This is a genomic window from Micromonospora sp. CV4 (assembly GCF_003667455.1).
Lineage (GTDB): Bacteria > Actinomycetota > Actinomycetes > Mycobacteriales > Micromonosporaceae > Micromonospora.
In genome coordinates this window covers 1-19,083 of the sequence record NZ_RCVI01000302.1, presented here as the reverse complement: position 1 = coordinate 19,083, position 19,083 = coordinate 1, and the positions used below count along the sequence as shown (strand labels likewise).

Sequence of the window (19,083 nt, the reverse complement as noted above, 5' to 3'; positions counted from 1 at the left end):
GTGCCCGCCGGACTCGCTCCTCGCGCTCACGCCGGCGCCCCCACCAGGTGCTTGAGGGCCGAAGTGAAGAAGCCGAGGCCGTCCAGCGAGGGACCGGTGAGCGCCTCCACCGCGTGCTCGGGGTGCGGCATGATGCCGACCACGTTGCCGGCGGGGTTGGTGATCGCGGCGATGTCGCGCTGCGACCCGTTCGGGTTGCCTCCGACGTAGCGGGCGACCACCCGGCCCTCGGCTTCGAGCTGGTCCAGCGTCGCGCTGTCGGCGACGTAGCAGCCCTCGCCGTTCTTCACCGGGATGAGCACCTCCTGGCCGGGCTGGAACGCGTTGGTCCACGCGGTGCCGGCCGACTCGATGCGCAGGATCTGGTCCCGGTTGCGGAAGTGCAGGTGCTGGTTGCGGGTGAGCGCGCCGGGCAGCAGGTGCGCCTCGCAGAGGATCTGGAAGCCGTTGCAGATGCCGAGCACCGGCAGGCCACCCCGGGCGGCGTCCACGATCGTCTCCATCACGGGGGCGAACCGGGCGATCGCGCCGCAGCGCAGGTAGTCGCCGTAGGAGAAGCCGCCGGGCAGCACGACCGCGTCGACCCCGTGCAGCTCCGGGTCACCGTGCCAGAGCCGGACCGGCTCGGCCCCGGCGATCCGGACGGCTCGGGCCGCGTCCCCGTCGTCGAGAGAGCCGGGGAAGGTGACCACACCGACCCGGGCGGTCACGAGCGGGCGTCCGCGGTCTCGTCGGCCTCGACCAGGCGGACGGTGAAGTCCTCGATGACCGGGTTGGCGAGCAGTTTGTCGGCGATCTCCCGGGCCCGGTCCAGGTCCGGGTCACCGGTGAACTCGATCTCGATCCGCCTGCCGATCCGAACCGAGGCGACGTCGCTGACGCCGAGCCGGGGCAGCGCGTTTGCGACGGCCTGGCCCTGCGGATCGAGGATCTCGGGCTTGAGCATGACGTCGACGACGACGCGAGGCACTGGGCACTCCTGACTGTGTACGCAGTTGGGTGCCGACCCACAACGGGCGAGCGCAGCCAGCGTACCTGGCAGATTCCGTCGCGGACGCACCGGCCGGGTGCAGTTCAGGCGGTGGTCGACACAACCGGCGGCCGGGACGGGTCACCACGCGGGACACGCGGCCCCACCAGGGCATATACGGCGCTGAGGGACGCCGAATCGTTACATTGGTTAACCTCGATCAAATTCTTGAAAACAGCCGCCGTGGGCCCTACTGTACATCGACAGAGTTCGATGTTGGCGATGGCGGGGACCCCCCGTTGTCGTCCTCCCGCACCCGGCGACCCCGGGTCCGCCCCGCCCAAGGAGTCCACCCGATGCGCATCCGTCCCCTGCTCGCCCTGCTCGGCGTCGCGCTGGCCGGCGCTCTCGGCGCCGCGTCCGGCGCGTCCGCCGCCCCTGCCGGCCCGCAACCGATCATCGGCGGCGGCACCGTCTCGTCCGCCCCGTGGGCCGCCGCGGTGATGAGCAACGGCTCGTTCACCTGTTCCGGCAGCGTGATCGCCCCGCAGTGGGTGCTCACCGCCCGGCACTGCATCAGCGGCACCATGTCCGTCCGGGTCGGCAGCGTGAATCGCTCCTCCGGCGGGGTCACCCGCACCGTCAGCGCCACCTACACCCGCAACGACCTCGCCCTCATGCGCCTCTCCAGCACCGTCAGCACCTCGGCGGTGAGCCTGGCCAGCAGCAACCCGCCGATCAACTCCACGAACTCGATCTACGGCTGGGGCATGACCTGCTACAGCGGCTGCTCGGCTTCCACCACGTTGAAGACCGCCACCGTCCGGGTGACCAGCAACAACGCCAGCGACGCGTACGGCGGCCAGGCGATCCGCAGCAGCCGGATCAACGGCAACGCCTGGCGGGGCGACTCGGGCGGCCCGCAGTTCTACAACGGCCAGCAGGTCGGCGTGGCCTCGACGGCCGACGGGTCGAGCATCCAGAACTACGGCAGTGTCGCGTACAACCGGGCCTGGATCACCTCGGTGGCCGGTGTCTGACGGTTAGCGCCCCGCGCGGCGCGGATGGCAGGCCCTGCGCCAGCCGTCCGCGCCGCGTCGTTTTGCAGCATCCGATCAGGTGAACTAGTGCACACGATCGGGTCACGCCGCTCCTGACAGCATCGGAATCGTGCTGGTCGTGACGACGGAGCAACTGCCCGGCTACGAGATCCGCCAGATTCTCGGTGAGGTGGTGTCATCGATGGCCAGGACGCGCAACCCGTACCGCGAGGGGGTCAAGAACCTGCGCGGTGGCGCGTACGACCCGATGGCCCCGGACAACCTGACCCGGTGGCGCACCGACTCGGTGGCCCGGCTCGGCGAGGAGGCCCTACGGCTCGGCGCCAACGCCGTGATCGGCATGCGGTTCGACAGCCGGGACTGCGGCGAGATGTGGATGGAGATCTGCGCGTACGGAACGGCAGTGGTCGTCGCACCCGTCATGCCGGACGTCATGCCCGCCGACCAGCCCGCGATCGCCGCGGAGACGGCGCACGACGCCGGCTTCACCGAGTCGCCCGGCGGCATCGCCGAACCAGCCAGCGCCCCCAACCTGCGAACCGCCGCCGAAACCCCAACCGGCGACTGACCCACGCCTCGCCCCCAGCCCCGTTGATCGAGAGGTTTGCGTCATCAGGGAGATCGAAAATGACGCAAACCTCTTGATCAACAGAGGAGGGCAGGGTCAAGAGGCGGGAGGGTCAGAGGATGGCGGGTGGGGAGTAGGTGGCTGCGTGCGGGTGGGTTTCGACCACGGCGGTGATGCGGCGGGTGACCGCGGCGACCTGGGCCGGGGCGGCGCCGACGAAGGCGGTGCGGTCGGCGACGAGGGTGTCGATGTCGGCGCGGGACAGGCCGAGCCGGCTGTCCGCCGCGAGCCGGTCGAACAGGTCGTTCTCCGGCGAGCCCTTCTCGCGCATGGCCAGCGCCACCGCGACCGCGTGCTCCTTGATCACCTCGTGTGCGACCTCCCGGCCGACGCCGCGCCGGACCGCCGCCACCAGGATCTTCGTGGTGGCCAGGAAGGGTAGGAACCGCTCCAGCTCCCGGTTGATCACCGCGGGGTACGCGCCGAACTCGTCGAGCACGGTGAGGAAGGTCTGGAACAGCCCGTCGGCGGCGAAGAAAGCGTCCGGCAGGGCGACCCGGCGGACCACCGAGCAGGACACGTCCCCCTCGTTCCACTGGTCACCGGCCAGCTCGCCGACCATCGACAGGTAACCCCGGATGATCACCGCGAAGCCGTTGACCCGCTCGGACGAACGGGTGTTCATCTTGTGCGGCATGGCGCTGGAGCCGACCTGACCCGGCTTGAAGCCCTCGGTGACCAGCTCCTGGCCGACCATCAGCCGGATCGTGGTGGCCAGCGACGACGGCGCGGCGGCGGTCTGCGCCAGCGCGGCCAGCACGTCGAAGTCCAGCGATCGTGGGTAGACCTGCCCGACGCTGTCCAGCACGCGGGAGAAGCCGAGGTGCTCGGCGACCCGGCGCTCCAGCTCGGCCACCTTGTCGGCGTCGCCGTCGAAGAGGTCGAGCTGGTCGGCGGCCGTGCCGACCGGCCCCTTGATCCCGCGCAGCGGGTAGCGGGCGATCAGCTCCTCCAGTCGCTCGTACGCGATGAGCAGCTCCTCCGCCGCCGACGCGAAGCGCTTGCCCAGCGTGGTGGCCTGCGCCGCCACGTTGTGTGAACGGCCGGTCATCACCAGCTCGGAGTGCTCGTGAGCGAGCCAGGCCAACCGGGCCAGGGTGGCCACCACACGGTCCCGGATCAGCTCCAGCGAGGCGCGCACCTGGAGCTGCTCGACGTTCTCGGTGAGGTCCCGGGAGGTCATCCCCTTGTGCACGTGCTCGAACCCGGCGAGCGCGCTGAACTCCTCGATCCGTGCCTTCACGTCGTGCCGCGTGACTCGCTCCCGCTCCGCGATGGAGGCGAGGTCCACCTGGTCGAGCACGCGCTCGTACGCCTCGACCACGCCGTCCGGCACGGGCACGCCGAGATCGCGCTGCGCGCGGAGCACGGCCAGCCAGAGCCGCCGCTCCATCCGGACCTTCTCCTCCGGTGACCAGAGGGCGACCAGTTCGGGCGAGGCGTACCGATTGGCGAGCACGTTCGGGATCGTCGTCACGGCGCCCATTCTCCCGTATCCGGTGGCCACCCTCGGACGGGGTCACCCGGGGACTGACCTGGGCCGGTCGTCAGTCAGCGCTCCAGGATCGCCGTCACGCCCTGACCCCCGGCGGCGCAGATCGAGATCAGTCCGCGTCCGCTGCCCTTCTCGGCCAGCAGCTTGGCCAGGGTCGCCACGATCCGTCCGCCGGTGGCGGCGAACGGGTGCCCGGCGGCCAGGGAGGAGCCGTGCACGTTGATCCGGTCGCGGTCGATGGCGCCCAGCGGGGCGTCCAGACCGAGCCGGTCCTTGCAGAACTCCGGTGACTCCCAGGCGGCGAGGGTGGCCAGCACCTGCGAGGCGAACGCCTCGTGGATCTCGTAGTAGTCGAAGTCCTGGAGCGTCAGCCCGGCCCGGGCCAGCATCCGGGGCACCGCGTACGCGGGCGCCATCAACAGCCCCTCGTCGCCGTGCACGAAGTCCACCGCGGCCGTCTCCGACCAGCTGAACCAGGCCAGCACCGGAAGATTGTGCGCGCGCGCCCACTCCTCGCTGGCCAGCAGCACCGTGGACGCGCCGTCGGTGAGTGGTGAGCTGTTCCCGGCGGTCATGGTGGCCTGCTCGGCGTCCGGGCCACGGGTGCCGAACACCGGCCTGAGTGAGCCGAGCTTCTCCAGGCTGGTGTCCGCGCGCAGGTTCTGGTCGCGGGTGAGGCCCAGGTACGGCGTCATGAGGTCGTCGAAGAAACCGCGGTCGTACGCGGCGGCCAGTCGCTGGTGCGAGCGGAGCGCCACCTCGTCCTGGGCGCGCCGGTCGATCTGCCAGCGCAGGGCGGTGCGGGCGGCGTGGTCCCCCATGGACAGGCCGGTACGCGGCTCGGCGTTGCGCGGGATCTCCGGCTTGAACGGCTGGAGCGGGCGCAGCTTGGCGGCGACCTTGAGCCGCTCGCCGAGCGAGCGGGCGGAGTTGAGCTTGAGCAGCGTGCGGCGCATCTCCTCGTTGACCGCCAGCGGCGCGTCGGAGGTGGTGTCGACGCCACCGGCGATGCCCACGTCCAGCTGCCCGAGGGCGATCTTGTTGGCGACCAGGATCGCCGCCTCCAGGCCGGTGCCGCAGGCCTGCTGGATGTCGTACGCCGGTGTGTGCGGGTCGAGCCGGGAGCCGAGCACGACCTCGCGGGTCAGGTTGAAGTCCCGGGAGTGCTTGAGCACCGCCCCGGCCACCACCTCGCCGACCCGCTGCCCGGCCAGCCCGTACCGGGCGATCAGACCGTCCAGCGCCGCGCCGAGCAGGTCCGCGTTGGACGCGTCCGCGTAGCGGGAGTTGGAACGGGCGAAGGGGATTCGGTTGCCCCCGATGACCGCGACCCGCCGGATGCTCTGCACGATCCGCCTCCTCGACATGTGTTGCTCGAACCCTACTCGCCAGTAGGCTACGCCCATGACCGACAGGTACGCGAGCTTCGTCCAATCGGCCGCCGGCCGCACGCTGGTCAAGCGCCTGGGGCTGCCCGACCCGCCGCGACTGCGCCGACACCACCCCGGCGACCCGCTGCTGCCAGGGCCCGCGCTGCTCGGCGCGGCCACCGGCGGCCGGCTCGCCGAGCCGGTCGCCGCGATCCTGACCACCGCGGGGGTCGAGCTCGCCGACCCGACGGCGGCCGCCTCCACCGACACCCCGCAGCGGTACGGCGCACTGCTCTTCGACGCCACCGGGATCACCGACTCGACCGGCCTGCGCCAGCTCTACGACTTCTTCCACCCGCAGGCCCGGGCCGTGCTGCCCAGCGGTCGGGTGATCGTGCTGGGCAGCCCGCCACAGGAGTGCCCGACGCCGCGGGAGGCCACCGCCCAGCGTGCCCTGGAGGGGTTGGTCCGCAGCATCGGCAAGGAGTTCGGCCGGGGCGTCACCGCACAACTCGTGTACGTGACCGGCAACGCCGTCACCGTCACGGGCGGTTCGAGCCATCCTGCCGGCACGTTCACGAGCCTCGAATCGACCCTCCGATTCCTTCTCTCCGGCCGGTCCGCGTACGTCTCGGGGCAGGTGATCCTGGTCGGCGCCGGGGACGCGACCGCCCCGACCGACTGGGAGCGCCCACTGGACGGGCAGGTCGTGCTGGTCACCGGCGCCGCACGGGGCATCGGCGCGGCGCTGGCCCGGGTGCTCGCCCGCGACGGCGCGCAGGTGGTGGCGCTCGACATCCCGGCCGCCGGGGACGCGTTGGCCGCCGTGGCGAACGACATCGGCGGCACCGCCGTGCAGCTCGACCTGACCGCGTCGGACGCGCCGACCCGGCTCGCCGACCACCTGGCCAGCCGACACGGCCGGGTCGACGCGGTGGTGCACAACGCCGGCATCACCCGCGACAAGACGCTCGGCCGGATGGACGCCGACCGGTGGGACCAGGTCATCGACGTCAACCTCTCCAGCCAGGAGCGGATCAACGACGTGCTGCTGGAGCGGGAGCTGATCCCGGCCGGCGGTCGGATCGTGTCGGTCTCCTCGATCGCCGGGATCGCCGGCAACCGGGGGCAGACCAACTACGCCACGAGCAAGGCCGGCGTGATCGGGCTGGTCGGCTCGCTCGCCCCGGCCCTGCGCGACCGCGGGATCAGCGTCAACGCGGTGGCACCCGGCTTCATCGAGACCCGCCTGACCGCGCGCATCCCGCTGGTGGTCCGCGAGGCGGGCCGGCGGATGAACAGCGTGGCCCAGGGCGGGCTGCCGGTCGACGTGGCCGAGACGATCGGCTGGCTCGCGTGGCCGGCCAGCGGCGCGGTCAGCGGCAACGTGGTCCGGGTCTGCGGCCAGAGCCTGCTGGGGGCGTGATGGGTGACGCGAACGCCCGGCCGATGCGGGCAGTCGTCGAGCTGCCCCGGCTGCCGGCCACCGGCCCGCTGTACCGGCGGGCGCTGCGGGGCGCGCTGCCCGGCGGTCGGCGCGACCGGACCGTGCCGGCGGTAGCGTTGACCGTCGCCGGCGTCCAGGTCGACCGGGCACACCTCGCCGACTACGACCGGGTCTGCGGCTTTCCGCTGGCCGAGCGGCTGCCGGTGACGTACCCGCACGTGCTGGGCTTCCCGCTGGCGCTGCGGCTGATGACCGCGCCGGAGTTCCCGTTCCCGGTGACCGGTCTCGTGCACGTGGCCAACCGGATCACGACGCACCGCCCGGTGCTCGCCGGTGAGCTGCTCGACTTCACCGCGTACGCCGAGCACCTGCGCCCGCACGAGCGGGGCCGGCAGCTCGACGTGGTGCTGGTCGCCTCGGCCGGCGGGACGGAGGTCTGGCGCGGCGTCGCCACGTACCTCAGCCGGGAGCGGGGTGACGGCGGCGGTACCCGGCGCGACCGGAGTGAGCGGCCCGCGACGCCGGCCGCCACCGCCCACTGGCGGGTCGGCACTCGCGTCGGCACCGACTACGCCCGCGCCTCCGGCGACCACAACCCGATCCACACCTCCCGGCTGGGTGCCCGGCTCTTCGGCTTTCCCCGGCCGATCGCGCACGGCATGTGGACCAAGGCCCGCTGCCTGGCCGCGCTGGACAACCGGCTGCCGGACGCCGGCACCGTCGAGGTGGCGTTCAAGCTGCCGGTGGCGCTGCCCGGCACGATCGGCTTCTCCGCCGCCCGCGCCGACGACGGCTGGGACTTCGCCCTGCACGACCCGCGCACCGGTCGACCGCACCTCGCCGGCACGGTGCGCTGACCCGGCGGGGCGGGCGGCGGATGTCGGCGAAGCGCCACCGCGTGTCGACCGGCCGCCGAGCATTGGGGCATGGACGCCCTGCTCGACCTGCTCCGGGAGACGGTCACCTCACCGTGGGTGTACCTGGTGATCTTCGGGCTCACCGCGGTCGACGCGTTCTTCCCCGCGGTGCCGGGCGAGGCGGCGGTGATCACCGCGGGGGTGCTCGCCGCCGACGGAGCGCACCCCAACCTGGGCGCGGTGATCGCCAGCGCCGCGCTCGGCGCGCTGATCGGCGACCACATCTCGTACGCCATCGGGCGGGGCGGGGGCGCGAACCGGCTGGCCCAACTGCCCGTCGGCAGCCGTCGGCGGGCCAGCTCCGACTGGGCCCGGCGTGCGGTGGACCGGCGCGGCGGGCTGATCCTGACCACCTCCCGGTACGTGCCGGGGGGCCGGACCGCGGTCACTCTCACCATGGGCGCGGTGCGCTACCCGCGCCGATCGTTCCTGCTCTACGACGGCATCGCGACGGTCACCTGGGCGCTGTACTGCGGGCTGCTCGGCTACTTCGGCGGGCTGGCCTTCGAACGCGACCCGGTGCGGGGAGTCCTCGTCGGCGTGGGGCTCTCGGTGATCGTCACGTTCGGCATCGAGGGCGTCCGTCGGCTGCGCAGCCGGGCACGCCGCCGTGCCGCCGCCCGCCACTGACCGGCCACCCCGCACCGTCTGCCGCGCGACGGGCCGCGCAGCCCGGTCACAGCAGGTCGGCGTCGTACACCAGGATCGCCAGTTGCACCCGGTTGCCCGCCTGAAGCTTCGCCAGCGCCCGGCTGACGTGCGCCTTCACGGTGGCCTCGCTCATCGTCAGCCGCCGCGCGATCTCCGCGTTGCCGTGCCCGCGCCCCACCTCCCGGACGATCTCCAGCTCGCGCGCGGTGAGCCGGGCGAGCCGCTGGCGGGCCGCGTCCCGACGGGCCGGTCCACGCTCGGCGAACGAGCTGATCAGCCGCCGGGTCACCGTCGGTGCGAGCATCGCGTTCCCGGCGGCCACCGTTCGGACGGCCGCGGCCAGTTCCCGGGGCGGGGTGTCCTTGAGGAGGAAGCCCACCGCTCCGGCACGCAGCGCCCGGTGCACGTACTCGTCGAGGTCGAAGGTGGTCAACATGATCACCTTTGGGCCGGCGGCGACCACCTCGGGCGCGGCGGTGAGCCCGTCGATGCCCGGCATCCGGACGTCGAGCAGCACCACCTCGGGGTGTAACCGGTGAGCCTGCTCCAACGCGCCGGCGCCGTCCGCCGCCTCGCCCACCACCACGATGTCCGGTGCCGCCTCCAGGATGAGCCGCAGCCCGGCGCGGACCAGCTGCTCGTCGTCGACCACCACCACGCGAATCACGCCGCACCCGCCACCGGGAGCAGGGCACGGACCAAAAACCCGCCGTGCATGGGCACCGCCTCCAGTCGGCCGCCGAGCAGCTCCACCCTCTCGCGCAGGCCGAGCAGCCCGTGGCCGGCGCCGGGCAGGGCCAAACCGCCCGCGGACGGACCGTTGCGGACCACCACCTCCAGCCCGCCGGGAAGGTAGCGCAGGCAGACCGTCGTCTCGGCGTCGGCGGCGTGCTTGCGCACGTTGGTCAGCGCCTCCCGCACCACCCGGTACGCGGTGCGTTCCACGGTCGCCGGCAGCGCCGTCGCCACACCCTCGTCCCGCCGGGACACCCGCAGTCCGGCGGCGCGAGACTCCCCGATCAGTTCGTCCAGGGCGTCGAGCGCCGGCTCCGGCACTGCGGGCGGGGCGGCCTGTCGCAGCACGCCCAGCACCTCGCGCAGGTCGGTGAGTGCCTGCCGACCCGTCTCGCGGATCAGCGCGGCGGACTCGACGGTCTCCGGGTCGGTGGCGGTCACCTCCAGCGCCCCGGCGTGCACCACGATCAGCGACACCCGGTGCGCCACCACGTCGTGCATCTCCCGGGCGATGCGGGTCCGCTCCTCGGCACGGACCCGGTCGGCGCGGGCCTCCTGCTCGCGTTCCAGCCGCTCGGCCCGATCCCGCAGGGCAGCGAGCGTGTCCCGACGGGCCCGCACCCAGAGGCCGACGACCAGGGGAAGCCCGACCAGGCAGGCGGTCAGCAGCAGCACATTGCCGAAGGTGGCGGTGGTGAGTCGACGTACGCCGCCCACTGCCAGCCCGACCAGCACGCCACCGGTCAGCACCAGGGCGACCCCGACGAGATAATCGGTGAGCCGGCGGCCACGCAGCCGCAGACCCGCCTGGTACGAGGCGACCACCCCGGGTGCCGCGGCGGCGAGCAGCAACCAACTGACCGCGGCCGTGAGGAACAGCGGCCAACGGCGGGCCCGAACCACGCCGGCCGCCCAACCCGAGGCCAGCGCCACGAGCAGTGTGACGGCCCCCGGCATCGGCGAGCGGACGCCGATCGCCCCGGTCGCGCTGGCCCAGACGGCGGCGGTGACCACTGCGGCGAGCAGCAGCGGGGCGTACCGGTCGACGACCCACCGCAGGACGACCGCTCGGGACACCACGCAGCGAGCGTAGGTCCTCGTCGCCGGATCGTGCCGTCCGCGCCGGACAGACCCGGGTGCGGTGGGGGAAGACCCCTACCAGCAGTCCGGGCCGGACCTACTTAAGTCGTGTCGCCCGGCTGACCACTGGCCGATGGCGACGGCCGCCGTTCGCACCAGCATCGGGATCATGGATCTGCTCGACCTGCTGCACCACACCATGTCCTCGCCGTGGGTGTACCTGGCGATCTTCGCGATCGCGGTGCTCGACGGCTTCTTCCCGGTGGTGCCGAGCGAGACCGCGGTGATCACCGCCGGGGTGTTCGCGGCCTCCGGGGCGCCGTACCTGCCCGCGGTGATCCTGGTGGCCGCCGCCGGGGCTCTCGTCGGCGACCACGTCTCGTACGCCATCGGGCGGAGCGGTGGCACCCGGCTGCTCGACCGGCTCCCGCCGCACGGCCGGCGCCGGACCGCCGTCGAACGGGCCCGCCGGGGAATCGCCGACCGGGGCGGCCTGATCCTCACCGTGGCCCGCTACGTGCCGGGGGGCCGGACCGCGGTCACCCTCACCATGGGAGCCGTCCACTATCCCCGTCGACGCTTCCTGGCTTTCGACGCGCTCGCCGCCGGCTCGTGGGGGCTCTACTCGGCGCTGGTCGGCTACCTCGGCGGTCTGGCCTTCGAACAGGACCCGCTGCGCGGCCTGTTGCTCGGCCTGGGCCTCGCGCTGACGGTGACCGTGGTCGTCGAGGTGGTCCGTTGGCTCCGCAACCGTCGCCGATCCGGGCGACCGACTCCGGCCGAGCCGGCGAGCCCGACACCGGCGCGGTGATGCGGGGCGTCAGTCGGTGGCCGGGCGCCAGGTGACGCCGTGCAGGAGTTGGCCGGCGCCGAGCCAGGCCACGTTCATCATCCGCGTGGCGGTCTTCTCCGGGTCGGCCTCCGGGTGGTCCGCGAGCCAGTCGGCCAGCGACTCGGTCGCGCCGACCAGGGCGTACGCGACCACCTCCAGGTCGGTGCCGGCCACCTCGCGACCCTCCGCGCGCAACGCGTGGTCCAGCATCCCGGCGACGACCTCGACCAGCCGGGCCCGCATGGTGGCCAGCTCGCCGGCGAACGGCTGCTCGCCCCGGGCCTGCCGGTAGAGCACGGCCCAGCCGTCGCGGTACGCGCCGACGAAGCCGAAGAACGCCCGCAACCCTCGCCAGAGCCGCTCGTCGGCCGGCAGGTCGGGGGCGGCCGCGCCGGCGATGGCCTGCATCATCCGGGTGCCCTCCCGGTGCAGGCAGGCGACGAACACCTCCTCCTTCGTGCCGAGGTACGCGTAGACCATCGGCTTGGAGATGCCGGCGTCCTCCGCGATCTCGTCCATGCTGGCGGCGTGGAAGCCGCGCCGGGAGAAGACCTTGACGGCCGCGTCGAGCATCTGCTGCTCACGGACGGCCCGCGGCAGGCGCTTGAAGGCGGGAGCGGTGGACACCTTGCGAGCATACCTACTCGTGCGTAGGGTTACGCCGGAGTAACCAAGTCGGACGGCCCGAGAGGTGTTTTCCCCCATGACTGACTTCGACCCGGCCACCTTCGCGAACGTCGGCCCCAAGGAGTTCGCCCAGCTGGTCAAGTCCACCCCGGACGACAAGATCGCCCAGGTGATGTCCGGTGATCTGCGCGGCAAGATCCTCGGCGAGGTGTTCGGCCGGATGCCGTCGCTGTTCCGTGCGGACCGGGCCGGCTCCACCAACGCGGTCATCCACTGGGTCATCACCGGTCGCCCGGACGGCGGCAACGACACCTACGAGGTGGTCATCGCCGACGGTAAGTGCGACGTGAACGAGACCCCGCAGCACGACCCGAAGCTGAGCCTGACCATGGGCCCGGTGGAGTTCTTGAAGATCGTCTCCGGTGGCGCCAACCCGGTGATGATGTTCATGACCGGCAAGCTGAAGGCGAAGGGCGACCTCGGCCTCGCCGCCAACATCGCCAACCTGTTCGACATCCCCAAGGCCTGAGATGACCGAGTTCTCGCTCGACCTGAACGAGGAACAGCGGGATCTGCGCGACTGGGTGCACGGCTTCGCCGCCGAGGTCGTGCGCCCGGCCGCCGCCGAGTGGGACGAGCGCGAGGACACCCCGTGGCCGGTGATCCAGGAGGCCGCCAAGGTCGGCCTCTACGGCTTCGAGTTCCTCGCCACCTGCTGGGCCGACCCGACCGGGCTCTCCCTGCCGATCGCCAGCGAGGAACTCTTCTGGGGTGACGCCGGCATCGGTCTGAGCATCTTCGGCACCTCGCTCGCCGTCGCCGCCATCTACGGCGCGGGCACCCCCGACCAGATGGTCGAGTGGGTGCCGCAGTGCTTCGGCGACGTCGACTCGCCGGCCGTGGCCGCGTTCTGCACCAGCGAGCCGGAGGCCGGCTCCGACGTCGGCGCGATGCGCACCCGGGCGGTCTACGACGAGGCCACCGACGAGTGGGTGCTGACCGGGCAGAAGGCGTACGCCACCAACGGCGGGATCGCCGGAGTGCACGTGGTCACCGCCTCGGTCGACCCCACGCTCGGCTCCCGGGGTCAGGCGGCGTTCGTCGTACCGCCGGGCACCCCCGGCCTGGCCGCCACCCGCAAGCTTCGCAAACTGGGCCTGCGCGCGTCGCACACCGCCGACGTCTTCCTCGACGGGGTACGCGTGCCCGGGCGCTGCCTGCTCGGCGGCCGGGACGCCCTCCTGGAACGCCTGGACCGCGCCCGCTCCGGGCAGCGCGTCACCGGGCAGGCCGCGATGCGCACCTTCGAGCTGTCCCGACCCACCGTCGGCGCGCAGGCGCTCGGCGTGGCCCGGGCCGCCTACGAGTACGCCCTGGAGTACGCCAAGGACCGGGTCCAGTTCGGACGACCGATCATCGAGAACCAGGCGGTCGCGTTCGCGCTGGCCGACATGCGGATGGAGATCGACGCGGCGCGTCTGCTGGTCTGGCGGGCGTCCTGGATGGGCCGTAACAACCGCCCGTTCACCGCCGGCGAGGGGTCGATGTCCAAGCTCAAGGCCGGCGAGGTGGCGGTGTCGGTGACCGAGAAGGCGGTGCAGTTGCTCGGCGGAGCCGGCTTCCTGCGGGACCACCCGGTGGAGCGCTGGTACCGCGACGCGAAGATCTACACCATCTTCGAGGGCACCTCCGAGATCCAGCGGTTGGTGATCTCCCGAGCGATCTCCGGCATGCAGATTCGCTGATCACACCGGTTGGGCAGCAGGGCGGATCCGGTGCATGATCGACAAGAGAGCCCGCGGAAGGGTCCCTACGGGGGCCCTTCCGCGCACCCCCTGAAGGAGGCCCGAGAGCATGGACCTGCCGTTCGTCGTCGCCACGCTGACCCGGCGCGGCCTGCTCACCCCCGGCCGGCCCATCCGCGTCGCCTCCCAGCTCAACGCCCTGCGCACCTGGGGCTGGAGCCTCGCCGGTGAGCTGCGCCAAGCCGCCGCCCGGGACCCCGGCCGCCCGGCGGTGCTCGACGAGCACGGCACCGAGCTGACCTACCAGGAACTGCTCGACCGGTCCGAGCGGCTGGCCCGGGCACTACGCGCCGCGCTCGGCGTACAGCCCGGCGACCGGATCGGCGTGCTCTGCCGCAACCACCACGGCCTGATCGAGACGATCGTGGCCGCCACCCTGCTCGGCAACGACGCGGTCCTGGTCAACACCGGCCTGTCCGCCGCGCAACTGGCCACCGTCGCCGAGGAGCAACGACTGCGGGTACTGGTGCACGACGACGAGTTCGCCGAGCTGGTCCTCGGGCTCCCGGCCGAGCTGCACCGGGTCGACGAGCGCGCCCATGCCGAGCTGATCGCCGGAGCGCTGCCGGGCGAGCTGCGCCCACCGGAGCGCGACGGCCGGATCATCGTGCTGACCTCCGGCACCACCGGCTCCCCCAAGGGCGCCCGCCGACCCACCCCGAACGGCTTCGGCCCACTGGTGTCCATCATCGACCGGATCCCGCTGCACACCCGGGACACGGTGATGATCGCCGCACCGATCTTCCACACCTGGGGCTTCGCGGCCCTGCAGGTGTCCTTCGCGCTGCGCGCCACCATCGTGCTGCACCGCCGCTTCGACCCGACCGCCACGCTGGCTGCGCTCGCCGCGCACGGGTGTGACGCGCTCTTCGCCGTACCGGTGATGCTCCAGCGGCTGCTGGAGGTGCCGCCGCCGGACCCGCGTCCCGCGCTGAAGGTGGTCGCGGTCAGCGGCTCGGCGCTGCCCGGCGGGCTCGCCCCCGCGTTCATGGACGCCTACGGCGACGTGCTCTACAACCTGTACGGCTCGACCGAGGTGTCCTGGGCCTCCATCGCCGGGCCGGCCGACCTGCGGGAGGCACCCACCACCGCCGGCCGGCCGCCGCACGGCACCCGGCTGGAGATCCTCGACGACAGCGGCGAGCCGGTGCCCGGCGGCCGGGTCGGCCGGATCTTCGTCGGCAACGAGATGTTGTTCGAGGGCTACACCTCGGGGGCGACCCGGGAGACCCACGACGGCCTGCTCGACACCGGTGACCTGGGACGGCTCAACGCCGACGGGCTGCTCTTCGTCGACGGCCGCGCCGACGACATGATCGTCTCCGGCGGCGAGAACGTCTTCCCGTCCGAGGTGGAGGACCTGCTCGCCCGGCTCCCGCAGGTGCGCGAGGCGGCCGTGATCGGCGTGCCCGACCCCGAGTACGGCCAGCGGCTGGCCGCGTTCCTCGCCCTGCACCCCGACGAGACGCTCGACCCCGACGCGGTCCGCGAATACGTCCGGCACTACCTGGCCCGCTTCTCGGTGCCCCGCGACGTCGTGTTCGTCAAGTACCTGCCGCGCAACGCCACCGGCAAGGTGCTCACCCGCGAACTGCGCCGCTACTACGCCTGACCGAACACTCAGGGGTAGAGGGTCAGGCCCGGCGCCCGCGCCAGCTCCACCAGCTCCTGCGCGGTCAGCAGCGGCTCCGGGGCGGTCAGCTCCGGCGTGCCGTCGGCGGCGACCACGATGTTGTCCGCCATGACCGTGACCAGCGTTCCGTCGACCCGTTGGAGCTGCGCCCAGCGGTGCCGGCCCCCGCCCGGGTCGGTACTGCTGCTGAACATCGCCACCCCGTCGTCACCGAGCCCCCACACCTCGCACTCGCCCCGGTAGGGCAACTCCGCACAGTCCGCCTGCGCCCCGGCCGGCGTTGGGCGCACGGTAACCGTGAGATGGCCGCGCCGAGCGTCCCGGCTGAGTAGCGCGACCGCCCGGTACTCCCGCTGACGCGGCCGATACGCGAACTGCGGCCGGTCGCACTGCGGCACCGGGCTGACGACCGTCACGTCGGAGGGCACGACGGCGTCCGTCGCCGCGCGCAGCGCCCCGGTCAGTCGAACCTCCCCGTCCTGCGGAGGCTCCGTCGGGCGGGCACGCACCGTGTCGTACGTCGGCAACGGAGGCAGCGGTCCGCTGGCGGTGGGCGCCAACGTCCGGCACATGCCGCCGGTCGAACCCGTCCCGGAAGTGATCGTCGGCAGGGCCATTCCACCTTCGCCCGGCTCCGGGCCGGCGATCAGCGCCGTGCTCACCGCGACGGCCGCGACGACGGCGGCCACCCCGGCGCCAGCCAACGTCCACGTCCGGTGCTGGCGACGTTGCCGGTCAGCGGCGATCAACCGGTCCAGGTCGATCCGGCTCGGTGGCGCCACAGCCGTCACCTCGTGCAGGTGCCGCGCGATCTCATCCATTGGTCCGTACCTCCTCGGTGGGCGGCGGCAGGTCGACGAGGCGACCCCGCAGCGTCTCGATCGCCCGCGCCGACTGGCTCTTGACGGTGCCCGGGGTGCAGCCGAGCTCGCGCGCGGTCTCCTCGACAGACAGGTCGCAGAAGTAGCGCAACACGAGCACCGCGCGCCGGCGCGGTGGCAGCTCGGCCAGCAGGGCGAGGATGGTCAGCCGGTCCGCCGTGCCCTCGGTGCCGCCGCCCGTCGCCGGGCGCTCCGGCACCTCGGCCCACGCGGCCTCCCGCCGCCACGGCCTGCGCCGCTCGTCCAGCCAGACCCGCAGCAGGGTCCGCCGGACGTACGCGTCCGGGTCGTGCATGACGGACACCCGCGGCCAGTGCCGGAGCAGCTTGACCAGCGCCGTCGACACCAGGTCGTCGGCCGTGTGCCAGTCACCGCAGAGCAGGTACGCCGTGCGGCGCAGCGGCTCCAGCCGCGCACCGACGTAGTCGCGGTAGCCCTCGACGTCGACCGGCAAACCCGCCACCCCCTCATCTCACCGGTCAAACGGCGGCGAGGCGGGTGGAGGTTGCCCGGGTTCAGCCAGGAATCGTGATCCGGCCGTCGACCGCGGCGGCGGCGATGTCGGTGCGGTGCTGCGAGCCCGCCAGCTCGACCCCGTTCACCAGCGCGTACGCGGCAGCCCGCGCGGCGGCCAGGTCGGGGCCGGTGGCCGTACCGCAGAGCACCCGGCCACCGGCGGAGAGCAACGCGCCGTCACCGGCCCGGCGGGCGGTGCCGGCGTGGATGATGCCCGGCCGGTCCGCGCCGGTGATCACGTCGCCGGTCCGGGGCGCGGCCGGATAGCCCTGCGCGGCCAGCACCACGGTGACCGCGGCGCCGGGCCGCCAACGCAGCGGCGGATGCCCGGCCAGCGTGCCGGTGGCCGCCGCCTGCAGCAGCCCGCCCAGCGGCGTCTCCAGCAACGCGAGCACCACCTGGGTCTCCGGATCACCGAAGCGGGCGTTGAACTCGATCACCCGGGGGCCGGCGGCGGTCATCGCGAGCCCGACGTAGAGCAGGCCACCGAACGGGGTGCCGCGGCGGCGCAACTCGGCCAGGGTGGGGTGGACCACGTCGCGCATGACCTCGTCGACCAGGCCGGGCGGGGCCCAGGGCAGCGGCGCGTACGCGCCCATGCCGCCGGTGTTCGGGCCGGTGTCGCCGTCCCCGATCCGCTTGAAATCCTGCGCGGGCAGCAGCGGCAGCGCCGCCTCGCCGTCGGTCACCACGAACAGGCTGACCTCCGGGCCGTCGAGGAACTCCTCGACCACGACCCGGCCACACTCGCGGGCGTGCGCCAGCGCGACGGACCGGTCGTCGGTGACCACCACGCCCTTACCGGCGGCGAGTCCGTCGTCCTTCACCACGTACGGCGCCCCGAACTCGTCGAGCGCCCGCGCGGTGCTCTCCTCGTCCGTGCAGACGTACGCCCGGGCGGTGGGCACGCCGGCAGCGGTCATCACATCCTTGGCGAACGCCTTGGAGCCCTCAAGTCGGGCGGCCTCGGCCGAGGGGCCGAACACGGCGATGCCCTTGGCGCGTACCGCGTCGGCGACACCGGCGACCAGCGGCGCCTCCGGCCCGATCACCACCAGGTCGGCCGCGGTCTCCACGGCCAGCGCGGCCACCGCGGCCGGATCGGTCGGAGTCACCGCCCGCAACTCGGCCACGCCGGCGATCCCCGGATTGCCCGGAGCCGCGATCAGTTGCGTAACGGCCGGATCGCCGGCCAGTCCGAGCGCGAGCGCATGCTCCCGCCCCCCACCACCCACCAGAAGAACCCGCACGACCCAGGATCCTACTTCCCCCCACGCCCACCCCGTTGATCATGAGGTTGGCGGTGCATTCGATCATCTGGAACCCCGTCAACCTCATGATCAACGCGAACGGGCCGCAGCTAGGGCCTGGCGGACGGTCCACGGGATGTAGTCGGGCTGGAGGGTGTCGGCCCAGGTGAAGCGGAGGACCGTCCAGCCGGCGTTCACCAGGCGGTTCTGTCGGTGGCGGTCGGCGAATGCGGCAGCCGGGGTGCCGTGTGCGTCGCGGCCGTCCGCTTCCGCGATCAGCCTCGGGGCGCGCCAGCCGAGGTCGCCGATGCCGAGCAGGTAACCGTCCCCGTCCCGTACCTCCAACTGGAGGACGTCCGGCGGCACCCGGCCGTCGACACACCGCAGCCTGGTGCGTGTTTCCAGCGGCGACTGGGCCCGCCCGTCCGCTTCGGTGAGATAGCCCCGCGCCGCCACCGCACCGCGCCGCCCTCTGATCAGGGTCCGAATCATTGACAGGCACTCGGCCGTGAGCAACCCCCGATTAAGTGCCGAGTCGAGCACCGCGACCGCTGGGTACCGCTGCTCGCGCAGGATGATCTCGGCGACCGTCCACTGAGGCGTCGTCGCGGCGATCCCGTTCACCAGCCGCACCGCTGACGACGCGTGCTCGAGCTGATGCAGCACGACGGCCGGGTCTGACACACGGGTCAACTTCGCCGCCCGGCCCGGCAACGCCACGTGGACCTCGTCATGGCGGGGCAGACCGGCGATGCCGTGCAGTTCGGCTGCCGTGCCGAAGACCGCGTGCGCCTGCGGGCCCAGCGAGAGCACGGCGGCACGGATCCTGCACCGGCGTGCCGCCGGCTCGCCGGGTCGACCGTCGGTCAGATAGACCGCGCGGGCGAGCGGCCGCCACCGGCCGACCGCCACCAGGTGATCGATGTCGTGCCGACTGAACCCGGCACGCAGCGCCTGGGCCCGAGTGGTCAAGCCGTCCTGGACGGCGGTAACGGAGCGGAGCAGTTCGGCGCGGTCCACACACCCAAACTGGCGGCTCAGTCGCCCCGTCTACCACCCCTGTGGATAACCGCGCCCCCCTGTGGACAACCGCCCGCCAGCCCCTGTCGATCATGAGGTTGGCGGGCGATTTGATCTCCACAGCCCTCGCCAACCTCATGATCACCGGGGTGAGCCCCCGCGGGG

At 72.8% G+C, this 19,083-nt stretch carries 19 protein-coding genes and 1 pseudogene; 9 read left to right on the top strand and 11 right to left on the bottom strand.

Annotation, left to right across the window (positions count from 1 at the left end; translation table 11 throughout):
• Positions 1-26: 26 nt before the first annotated feature.
• Both purQ and purS read right to left on the bottom strand, forming a co-directional pair.
• Complete coding sequence (gene purQ / locus EAD98_RS20865; protein ID WP_121655729.1) at positions 27-710, bottom strand: phosphoribosylformylglycinamidine synthase subunit PurQ; 684 nt, start codon at positions 708-710, stop codon at positions 27-29.
• Entirely contained in the window at positions 707-970 is a 264-nt protein-coding gene (purS, locus tag EAD98_RS20860) for a phosphoribosylformylglycinamidine synthase subunit PurS (RefSeq protein ID WP_121655728.1), read from the bottom strand. Before purS ends, purQ begins: the two co-directional genes overlap by 4 nt.
• Positions 971-1,326: 356 nt before the next feature.
• Here purS and EAD98_RS20855 point away from each other — a divergent pair, with 356 nt between their 5' ends.
• Together EAD98_RS20855 and EAD98_RS20850 are read left to right on the top strand one after the other, a co-directional pair.
• A complete protein-coding gene (locus EAD98_RS20855) occupies positions 1,327-2,010 on the top strand; it encodes a trypsin-like serine protease (RefSeq protein WP_121655727.1) in 684 nt (227 codons plus the stop codon).
• Positions 2,011-2,034: 24 nt separating this feature from the next.
• A pseudogene (locus tag EAD98_RS20850) lies at positions 2,035-2,599 on the top strand (YbjQ family protein).
• Between the two features lie 112 nt (positions 2,600-2,711).
• On the opposite strand, the gene purB reads toward EAD98_RS20850, so the two are convergent.
• Both purB and EAD98_RS20840 read right to left on the bottom strand, forming a co-directional pair.
• Positions 2,712-4,136, bottom strand: coding sequence for an adenylosuccinate lyase (gene purB, locus EAD98_RS20845; protein ID WP_121655751.1), 1,425 nt, complete (start codon positions 4,134-4,136; stop codon positions 2,712-2,714).
• 74 nt (positions 4,137-4,210) lie between these two features.
• Positions 4,211-5,503 carry an acetyl-CoA C-acetyltransferase gene (locus EAD98_RS20840; protein WP_121655726.1) on the bottom strand — a complete coding sequence of 431 codons (1,293 nt, stop codon included), beginning with the start codon at positions 5,501-5,503 and terminating at the stop codon, positions 4,211-4,213.
• A gap of 55 nt (positions 5,504-5,558) precedes the next feature.
• On the opposite strand from EAD98_RS20840, the gene EAD98_RS20835 reads away from it, so the two are divergent.
• The 3 genes from EAD98_RS20835 to EAD98_RS20825 all read left to right on the top strand — a co-directional run bounded on the left by EAD98_RS20835 (position 5,559) and on the right by EAD98_RS20825 (position 8,518).
• Positions 5,559-6,950, top strand: coding sequence for a 3-oxoacyl-ACP reductase (locus tag EAD98_RS20835; protein ID WP_121655725.1), 1,392 nt, complete (start codon positions 5,559-5,561; stop codon positions 6,948-6,950).
• The gene (locus EAD98_RS20830; protein ID WP_121655724.1) at positions 6,950-7,828 is read left to right on the top strand and encodes a MaoC/PaaZ C-terminal domain-containing protein; all 879 of its coding nucleotides are present in this window, start codon (positions 6,950-6,952) and stop codon (positions 7,826-7,828) included. The genes EAD98_RS20835 and EAD98_RS20830 overlap by 1 nt, the downstream gene beginning before the upstream one ends.
• 69 nt (positions 7,829-7,897) lie before the next feature.
• On the top strand, positions 7,898-8,518 hold the full coding sequence (locus EAD98_RS20825; protein WP_121655723.1) for a DedA family protein: 621 nt from the start codon (positions 7,898-7,900) through the stop codon (positions 8,516-8,518).
• 46 nt (positions 8,519-8,564) lie between these two features.
• Here EAD98_RS20825 and EAD98_RS20820 read toward each other — a convergent pair whose 3' ends face one another.
• Both EAD98_RS20820 and EAD98_RS20815 read right to left on the bottom strand, forming a co-directional pair.
• Complete coding sequence (locus EAD98_RS20820; RefSeq protein WP_121655722.1) at positions 8,565-9,206, bottom strand: response regulator transcription factor; 642 nt, start codon at positions 9,204-9,206, stop codon at positions 8,565-8,567.
• Positions 9,203-10,354, bottom strand: a complete 1,152-nt coding sequence (locus tag EAD98_RS20815) for a sensor histidine kinase (RefSeq protein ID WP_147457455.1) — start codon at positions 10,352-10,354, stop codon at positions 9,203-9,205. Before EAD98_RS20815 ends, EAD98_RS20820 begins: the two co-directional genes overlap by 4 nt.
• Before the next feature lie 166 nt (positions 10,355-10,520).
• Here EAD98_RS20815 and EAD98_RS20810 point away from each other — a divergent pair, with 166 nt between their 5' ends.
• Positions 10,521-11,165, top strand: a complete 645-nt coding sequence (locus EAD98_RS20810; protein ID WP_121655750.1) for a DedA family protein — start codon at positions 10,521-10,523, stop codon at positions 11,163-11,165.
• A gap of 9 nt (positions 11,166-11,174) precedes the next feature.
• Here EAD98_RS20810 and EAD98_RS20805 read toward each other — a convergent pair whose 3' ends face one another.
• The gene (locus EAD98_RS20805) at positions 11,175-11,813 is read right to left on the bottom strand and encodes a TetR/AcrR family transcriptional regulator (protein ID WP_121655720.1); all 639 of its coding nucleotides are present in this window, start codon (positions 11,811-11,813) and stop codon (positions 11,175-11,177) included.
• A 76-nt stretch (positions 11,814-11,889) separates the two neighbouring features.
• Here EAD98_RS20805 and EAD98_RS20800 point away from each other — a divergent pair, with 76 nt between their 5' ends.
• The 3 genes from EAD98_RS20800 (at position 11,890) to EAD98_RS20790 (ending at position 15,230) form a co-directional block, all read left to right on the top strand.
• Positions 11,890-12,342 carry an SCP2 sterol-binding domain-containing protein gene (locus EAD98_RS20800; RefSeq protein ID WP_121655719.1) on the top strand — a complete coding sequence of 151 codons (453 nt, stop codon included), beginning with the start codon at positions 11,890-11,892 and terminating at the stop codon, positions 12,340-12,342.
• A gap of 1 nt (position 12,343) precedes the next feature.
• Positions 12,344-13,558: an acyl-CoA dehydrogenase family protein gene (locus tag EAD98_RS20795; RefSeq protein WP_121655718.1), complete on the top strand. Its 1,215-nt coding sequence runs from the start codon at positions 12,344-12,346 to the stop codon at positions 13,556-13,558.
• A 109-nt stretch (positions 13,559-13,667) separates the two neighbouring features.
• Complete coding sequence (locus EAD98_RS20790) at positions 13,668-15,230, top strand: AMP-binding protein (protein ID WP_121655717.1); 1,563 nt, start codon at positions 13,668-13,670, stop codon at positions 15,228-15,230.
• Positions 15,231-15,238: 8 nt separating this feature from the next.
• Here EAD98_RS20790 and EAD98_RS20785 read toward each other — a convergent pair whose 3' ends face one another.
• The 4 genes from EAD98_RS20785 to EAD98_RS20770 all read right to left on the bottom strand — a co-directional run bounded on the left by EAD98_RS20785 (position 15,239) and on the right by EAD98_RS20770 (position 18,918).
• Positions 15,239-16,072 carry a hypothetical protein gene (locus EAD98_RS20785; protein ID WP_121655716.1) on the bottom strand — a complete coding sequence of 278 codons (834 nt, stop codon included), beginning with the start codon at positions 16,070-16,072 and terminating at the stop codon, positions 15,239-15,241.
• The gene (locus tag EAD98_RS20780) at positions 16,065-16,586 is read right to left on the bottom strand and encodes a SigE family RNA polymerase sigma factor (RefSeq protein WP_121655749.1); all 522 of its coding nucleotides are present in this window, start codon (positions 16,584-16,586) and stop codon (positions 16,065-16,067) included. The genes EAD98_RS20785 and EAD98_RS20780 overlap by 8 nt, the downstream gene beginning before the upstream one ends.
• Before the next feature lie 61 nt (positions 16,587-16,647).
• Complete coding sequence (gene purD / locus EAD98_RS20775) at positions 16,648-17,898, bottom strand: phosphoribosylamine--glycine ligase (protein ID WP_121655715.1); 1,251 nt, start codon at positions 17,896-17,898, stop codon at positions 16,648-16,650.
• A 90-nt stretch (positions 17,899-17,988) separates the two neighbouring features.
• Positions 17,989-18,918 (bottom strand): endonuclease domain-containing protein, encoded by a 930-nt coding sequence (locus EAD98_RS20770; RefSeq protein ID WP_233583908.1) that lies wholly within the window; start codon positions 18,916-18,918, stop codon positions 17,989-17,991.
• Positions 18,919-19,083: the final 165 nt, after the last annotated feature.

Excerpts from the sequence above, each read along its gene's own strand:
- EAD98_RS20855 (WP_121655727.1), top strand. The coding sequence starts at position 1,327 with ATGCGCATCCGTCCCCTGCTCGCCCTGCTCGGCGTCGCGCTGGCCGGC.
- EAD98_RS20835 (WP_121655725.1), top strand. The coding sequence starts at position 5,559 with ATGACCGACAGGTACGCGAGCTTCGTCCAATCGGCCGCCGGCCGCACG.
- EAD98_RS20830 (WP_121655724.1), top strand. The coding sequence starts at position 6,950 with ATGGGTGACGCGAACGCCCGGCCGATGCGGGCAGTCGTCGAGCTGCCC.
- EAD98_RS20825 (WP_121655723.1), top strand. The coding sequence starts at position 7,898 with ATGGACGCCCTGCTCGACCTGCTCCGGGAGACGGTCACCTCACCGTGG.
- EAD98_RS20800 (WP_121655719.1), top strand. The coding sequence starts at position 11,890 with ATGACTGACTTCGACCCGGCCACCTTCGCGAACGTCGGCCCCAAGGAG.
- EAD98_RS20795 (WP_121655718.1), top strand. The coding sequence starts at position 12,344 with ATGACCGAGTTCTCGCTCGACCTGAACGAGGAACAGCGGGATCTGCGC.
- EAD98_RS20790 (WP_121655717.1), top strand. The coding sequence starts at position 13,668 with ATGGACCTGCCGTTCGTCGTCGCCACGCTGACCCGGCGCGGCCTGCTC.
- EAD98_RS20785 (WP_121655716.1), bottom strand. The coding sequence starts at position 16,072 with ATGGATGAGATCGCGCGGCACCTGCACGAGGTGACGGCTGTGGCGCCA.